This is a genomic window from uncultured Cyclobacterium sp. (genome assembly GCF_963976465.1).
In the GTDB taxonomy this organism is placed as follows: domain Bacteria; phylum Bacteroidota; class Bacteroidia; order Cytophagales; family Cyclobacteriaceae; genus Cyclobacterium.
In genome coordinates this window covers 1-7,222 of record NZ_CAXBOC010000294.1, presented here as the reverse complement: position 1 = coordinate 7,222, position 7,222 = coordinate 1, and the positions used below count along the sequence as shown (strand labels likewise).

The 7,222-nt window shown below is 38.3% G+C and carries 3 protein-coding genes; 2 read left to right on the top strand and 1 reads right to left on the bottom strand.

The genetic code is table 11. From position 1 onward, the window contains the following. The first annotated feature begins 28 nt into the window (after window positions 1-28). Window positions 29-4,648, top strand: coding sequence for a C25 family cysteine peptidase (locus tag AAC037_RS15835; RefSeq protein ID WP_339903896.1), 4,620 nt, complete (start codon window positions 29-31; stop codon window positions 4,646-4,648). On the opposite strand, the gene AAC037_RS15830 is transcribed toward AAC037_RS15835, so the two are convergent. Then, entirely contained in the window at window positions 4,637-6,073 is a 1,437-nt protein-coding gene (locus AAC037_RS15830; RefSeq protein WP_339903894.1) for a hypothetical protein, read from the bottom strand. The two genes, AAC037_RS15835 and AAC037_RS15830, sit on opposite strands and share 12 nt — an antisense overlap. Before the next feature lie 437 nt (window positions 6,074-6,510). On the opposite strand from AAC037_RS15830, the gene AAC037_RS15825 reads away from it, so the two are divergent. Then, window positions 6,511-7,222: sugar phosphate isomerase/epimerase (locus AAC037_RS15825; RefSeq protein ID WP_339903892.1), on the top strand; the 712-nt coding region annotated here is incomplete at its 3' end.

Below are 7,222 nucleotides of genomic sequence, written 5' to 3'. Positions count from 1 at the left end.
ATTCTTTCTTACAATAGACCAGGGTAATTTGGGTAAAAGAATTCCAACTCCTGCTGCAGGAGAAGGCTTAGAACAAGTCGAGATATATGAGTTGGAGTCTATACAGCATTTTGCTGAGCAATATGCTTTGGGAAGAGAATATTTCCCCGGAGTACATTTATCCATATATGACCAAGGCCAAGGCTGGACTTCTGCCACAATTTCTAGGGGAAGAAGTAGAACATTAACTTTTGAAGGCTTGGGGCAGGTAGTGGAAGGCAAAGCTAGTCCGCAGCTGAAGCTTAGCATAGGCGGGAGATCCGAAACCTCCCATAAAATGACAGTTGAGATAGGCCCTACTGTCAATAACTTAAGAGAACTGGGGCAGTATACCTTTGAAGAATTTGAGAACTATTTGCTGGTAGAACAACTTGAATTGTCTGATTTTTCAGCCGGAGGAGAATGTTATATTAGAGTGACATCCTTGGGGGTTGACAATAACCTAGACAATATTTCCATAAATTATGCGCAATTAAATTACAGCAGTACTGGTGTTTCAGGAGATTTTGAAGAGGAGATATTTACTTTTAGTGAAGGTGGAAAGACATTGGTAATCAATAATGTAAATGAGGAATATACTGCGTATAACATCGCGGATATTTCTAACCCGGTAAGACTTGAGGTGAAAAAAACAGGTGCTGACCTTTACCTTCCTACAGGAGCAACTGCAGGGCAAGTACTGGTTCAAAATCAAAGAAATATACTTGAATTAAATGTATTAGAAAAGGTTAGGTTTAGGGATTTACTCAATCAACAGGCTAATTTTATTATTATCTCTCATAAATTGCTCAGGGAGCCGGCAGACAATTACGGTGACCCGGTAGGGGCATATGCTGCTTATAGGGCCACACCTGTGGGAGGAGGCTATGATACCCTAACAGTGAATGTACAGGATTTGTACAATCAATTTTCTTACGGGGAACAATCACCTTTGGGGATCCGAAGGTTTTTAGCTCTTTATCAGGACCAGTTTGTACCTGAAAATATTCTTTTGGTAGGTAGAGCTTACGGTATTTTCAATACGAAAAGGTCTTCAGGGATTACTTATTTTTATAGAGATAACCCTGCGGTTTTTAGTTTTCAAGAATTGGTTCCCACCTTTGGGTATCCTTATTCTGATAATCGATTTGTGATTGGTTTAGATCCATCAAAACCATTGGAACGAAATGTTAGTGTTGGCCGGATTCCTGCCAGAACCCCCAATGATGTGGCGGCCTATTTGGATAAAATAAAGGAAAAAGAGGCCTTAGGTGTTTCAGAGACTTGGCAGAAAAATTTGATGCACTTAAGTGGAGGAAGATCTGCCTTTGAATTGGAGAGGTTTTATAATTTCCTCAATGGGTTTAAGGTAATCGCTGAGGATGTTTATCTTGGTGGGAATGTGGAGACGGTAAGAAAAAGATCCAATGAAACAACCGAGTTAATTAATATTTCAGATCAGGTAAATGCAGGTTTGAGTTTGGTAACTTTCTTTGGTCATGCCGCACCTTCCACTACCGATATAGATATTGGTTTTGCCAGTGTCAATGAGATGGGATACAGGAACAAAGGAAAATATCCTGTCTTATTATTAAATGGCTGTGATGCAGGAAATGCTTTTGGAGATGCTTATACTTTTGGTGAAGACTGGATCATCACTCCGGAGCGAGGGGCTTCAAATTTCCTGGCACATGCAGATGTGGGGATTGATGTGTATTTAAGGAGATTTAGTGAATCCTTTTATACCACAGCTTTTTCAGACTCCAGCATGATTTACCAAAATCTTGGAAGGGTAAAACTTCAGGCGGAAAAATTGTTTTTTTCCAAATATGGGGATTCTGAAGTAAATCAATCTCATGCCAACCAAATTATCATGTTGGGAGATCCGGCAGTTAGGATTTTCCCTGCCAATAAAGCAGATTATGTGATTTATGCAGATGATATTGAATTAGGAGGAGTAAATGATCAAGTTTTGAATTCACTTTCCGATACTTTAGAATTAACTCTGCCAATTAGGAATTTGGGGATTGTAGATCTAGAAGAGGTGGAGGTAGATGTCAGTCGGCAACTTCCAGATGGAACCCTTATTACCCTGCCCACAAGTACAATTCCTCCTGTATTTAGGTTAGATACTTTGGTGCTCTCTATCCCAAACTCAGGCATCAATTCTTTTGGTGATAACTTGTTTACCATCACTGTAAATAAAGGCAAAGAGATTGACGAAATGACTTATGCCAATAATACAGTGTCGGTTTCATTCTTTGTTCCTTTAAGCGGAACACTGAATTTGTTTCCTTTAGATTTTGGAATTGTTAAAGAAAAAGAAGTAACGTTAATTGCTCAAATCCCGGGATTAACAACAGCGCAAAGAAACCTAACCATTCAGCTGGATACCGCTTCAGATTTCTCAAGCCCAAGAAGGAAAGAAGTACGGATCACTACCAGTAATTTGGCCAGATGGAAAGTGAATTTATTTGAAGATATTCCTCAAGCTGATTCATTGACATTTTATTGGAGGACTAAATTTTCTTCCCCTAGAGAAGGGGAAGATGTAAGTTGGAAAGGGAGTAGTTTTTCTTATATAGAAAATGGACCGGAAGGCTGGACACAAAGAAAATTGCCTCAGTTTTTAGACAATCAATTATCCAATATCAGTATTTCAGCTTCGGATCAACAGTGGCAGTTTCAAGAAACAGCCCTAAATATTGATGTTTTTACTTTTGGTTCAGAAAATGAAGATTATGGTGTGGAGAACACCCAGATTATGCTAAATGGTGTGGCCTATATTTTAGATACCTTTAACCGTTTCTGCCCAAATGGGACACTTGGATTGATGGCTTTTGATCACCAGACTTTAGAACCTTACCTGCCGGTTCCATTGGTAACCATAGATGTATTGGACTCTAGGTCCTGCGGTAGAGTACCTCAGGTTATACAGAGCATCTCCAATGCCAGGATAACAGGTGAAGGCAATACCATGCTATTGGACTTTGTAGATGGAATGAAAGAAGATGATTATGTTATTATTTTCTCAGTTGGGAGGGTGACATTTTCTGATTGGCCTGATGAAGCATATATCAAATTAAAGGAATTAGGAGCAAATGAGGCCACATTAAGAAACTTAGTAACCGGTGATCCTTATATACTTTTTGGAAAAAAAGGCATGCGTCCGGGGGAAGCCATTGAGGTGGTGCCAACCACAGCTGATGAAATTGAAAGAGATTCTCAGGTTATTTCTTTCGAAACAGATATTCAAGGTTATTTTCCTACAGGTAGCATACTGTCCCCAAAGGTGGGGCCTGCATCAGATTGGATTAGCTTTTTCAATGAAGTGAGAGGAAAAGATTTGTTTCAGCCGGAAAATAGTTCAATGGACGTGCTGGGAGTGACTCCTGACGGAGGTGAGGTTTCCTTGTTGCAAGATGTGACCTTGGAAACAATGGACCTTACCGCTTTTGATGCCAATAGCTATCCTTACCTTAGATTGCGTTATTCTTTGGAAGATTTGCCTGATCAAGAGTTACCACAATTGGCCAAGTGGCAGGTTGACTATACCGGTGTGCCTGAGGGTGTGCTGATTTTGAATGATCAAAGAAGCGAAGTGATCTTAGATGAAGGAGAAGAAGATCAATTGACGTTTGAATTCATCAATATTTCAAAACATGATTTCCTTGATTCTATTCAAGTAGACTATTCCTTCCTGAATGTTGACCAACGGAAAGTTACAGAATATTCTATAAAAATACCGGCTGTAAAAGGCGGAGAGTCTACAACTTTCATCATTGAATTTGACTCCAAAGGCAATGGAGGGAATAATTCCTTGAATGTGTTTGTAAATCCAAGGATTTTAACGGAACAAGTTTATAGAAATAATGTGATGGATTTGCCTGAGTTCTTTAAAGTAAATAGCGATGATCTAAACCCGGTTTTGGATGTCAATTTTGATGGTAAATACATAATGAATGGTGACATTGTTTCTCCAACGGTCATTATTTCTGCAAAGGTGAAGGATGAAAATGAGATTGCGCTCAAGCAAGATACCACAGGGATGGAGTTGATGTTAAGGGCACCATGTGAGACTTGTGATTTTGAAAAAATTAGCTTCAGTAATGAGAGGGTAAAGTGGTTTCCGGCTACCGAAAACGCGGATTTCACCATAGAATTTCAGCCCGGACCATTAGATGATGGGATTTATACCTTGAAAATAAATGCAAGTGATGCGGCAGGAAATATGGCCGGAACCGTTCCTTATGAAGTTAGTTTTGAGGTGATCAATGAGAGTCAGATTACTAATTTTTACCCCTATCCCAACCCTTTTAGTAGTAATGTAAGGTTTGTGTTTACCGTTACAGGTGCGGAGATTCCTGATGAAATAAAAATCCAAATCATGACCATAACCGGGAAAGTGGTCAAGGAAATTTTCCAGGATGAATTGGGTCCTGTATCTATTGGGAATAATATTACAGAATATGCCTGGGATGGAAAAGATGAATTTGGCGACCAATTGGCCAATGGTGTTTATATTTACAGGGTTTTGGTAAGAAAAAATGGACAGTTTATGGAACATAGAAATACTTCAGGAGACAAGGCCTTCAAAAAAGGGTATGGAAAAATGTATTTATTGCGTTGATGAAGCCAAATAATAAATTATCAATCCATTTTCCTTGTGTACCCCAATAGTCGGATTGTTACTTAAATCATTGATTTCCATTTTGTTAAAAAGGATGATAATTGCTGCCCCATTTAAAAGTGCTTCTACACTTTTCTTGCGTTCCAAAATGGATTCCTTCTTGCTAAGTTGGTAGTTTTTCCCCTCTATAAACCGGGTTTTTGGAGCAATTTGAAGAACATCATTGTTTAAAAAAGAAAGCATAATTTTTTCAGGAGCATCAGTATAAATCTGTTGGCGATTTCCAATCAGTAGCTTGTCAATGGTTTGCTTTTTTTTGCTGTAATGAAAGTTTTTTGCTGCAAATAAAGATGAAACATCATCTCTTTGCCAAATCAAATAATGGCCCAATAAAGTATGGCCTGTGATAAGAATGGCAATTGTTATCAAGGCCACTACTTTTCTCGTTTGTATCAGAAATAGCCAAAGTGCCATTGACAACACTAGCAGGTGCGGGAATAATGTTCTGAAATTAATTTCTTTGTAGCCGATCCACTGTTGAAAGCCAAGAAAAAAAACGCTATATACCAGACTGATCAAGATTAGTTTGTAAATAGGCTTACTGTAGTTATGCCGGAATCTTACAATATAATAGCTTAACCAAATGAAACCCAAGCAGCCTAAGGCAAAGGCTACAGGCATTGGAATGTATTGGGTAATAAAGTCAGAAAAGATTAATCCAAGGCTTACCTGCGCCAAAGTAGCCAAATTTTCATAGAAAAGCTTAAAGGGATTTGTTATAAACATTTCTAAAACTACCTGATTAGACAGATGGATTTGGAGAATATTTTCAGGTAGAACCAGTTGATATACTGCCCATGAACTTAAGAGGGCAGCTATTACAATTAGCCATTGTTTTTCTTTACTAAGGATTAACCAGGCACCTAAAAGTGGAATCAAAAATAAGCTATTAAGCTTGCACCATACCATCACTGCTGAAAGTAGGCTAATTAGAATTATACTCCTTTTGTCATCGGCGTTATTCCGGATAAATAAATATATCCAAAGCAGAAACAAAATATAAAAATGGCTATCTGCATGTGCGCTTCCTAAAATGCGGAAGGACCACCATGAAAGTAGGCTGCAACCCAATGCGTAAAAAATACTTTTGTTTTTAATTTGGGTTTGTTGGTAGAATTTGAAATTAAACAACATAGCGAGAAAAAACATCGCTATTGCCGAAATACTTGCCCTATCAAAAATAGAAAGAAAAGAAAATGGGGGTAAAGAAAGCACAAAGGAATAAAAGGGAGACAAGACACCAAGTTCTTCATAATTGCCTTCAATCATTTTTAAATACCCAATGGTATCAGGTGTGATATATGGGCCGTACTTCCAAAAATCCAACAAGGTGCCAATCAGAATGGCATAAAAAAGTATCTTCAAAGCAGTAACAGTTTTCCTTTCGTTAGGGAGCGAACTTTGACCAGATACCTTTCTATAAAAATTCCACATAAACGTTAGTAGTTTTGAAAGAATGCATAAGCTTTGGGAGGGAAATCAGCGTTTCAGATTTATTAGGATTGGTTTTTATAAAAAATGTAGATTCTTAGAAAGGGTAAAGTTATAAATAATATTAAGCGATTTGAAAATAAGGTGCGTTAGTTGGTTCTTCTGGGAGACTGTTCTTCCTCGTTAGGGAACACTAGCTGAAGGTAATGCAATTTAATTGTCCTATTAAGTCTTAAACCTTGAAACCTATTGATCTCTTCCTCCGCTTCTTTTTGCCATTAATTTTTGTAGTTTTATGGGGCTAATACGGGGATTAACCAAATTCAGAATTGTATTAAATTGGCCAACAATTAAGAAGTAAATAAATGGAGATGAATAGAAGAAATGTACTCAAAACGATGGGACTAAGCTCATTGGCTGCAATTCAGCCAATGAAATCATTTGCTGCACCAAAAAAGAAAGGCAAGTTTACTTATTGTTTAAATACAAGTACCATAAGAGGTCAAAACCCGGGTTTAGCCAAGTACATAGAAATCGCTGCTGAAGCAGGCTATGATGGGATCGAAATCTGGATCCAGGATTTACAAAAATACCTTGCTGAGGGAAATAGTACTTCTGTTTTGGCTTCCCAAATTAAGGATAGTGGATTAAAAGTTGAGAATGCCATAGGTTTCGCTCCTTGGATGGCTAATGATGAAGAAAAAAGCAAGCAAGGATTTAAGCAGATGGAAGAGGAAATGAATTTACTTGCAGCCATAGGTTGTCATAGGGTAGCAGCTCCGGGAATTGGTGCTGAAGCGCCGGTAGATCTTTTTTCAGCTGGCAATAAATTCAAAGAATTAATAAACTTAGGAAGGAAAACCGGGGTCATGCCTCAATTGGAATTTTGGGGGGCTTTCAAGCCTTTTCACCATTTAGGGCAAATCCTAATGGTGGCGGCAATAGCCAATGATCCGGATGCACGTTTGTTGCCTGATATTTATCATTTGTTCAGGGGTGGTTCGGGTTTTGATGGATTAAAACTGGTTTCAGGAGATGCCGTAGAGATCTTTCACATGAATGATTTTCCAGCAAATATACCTA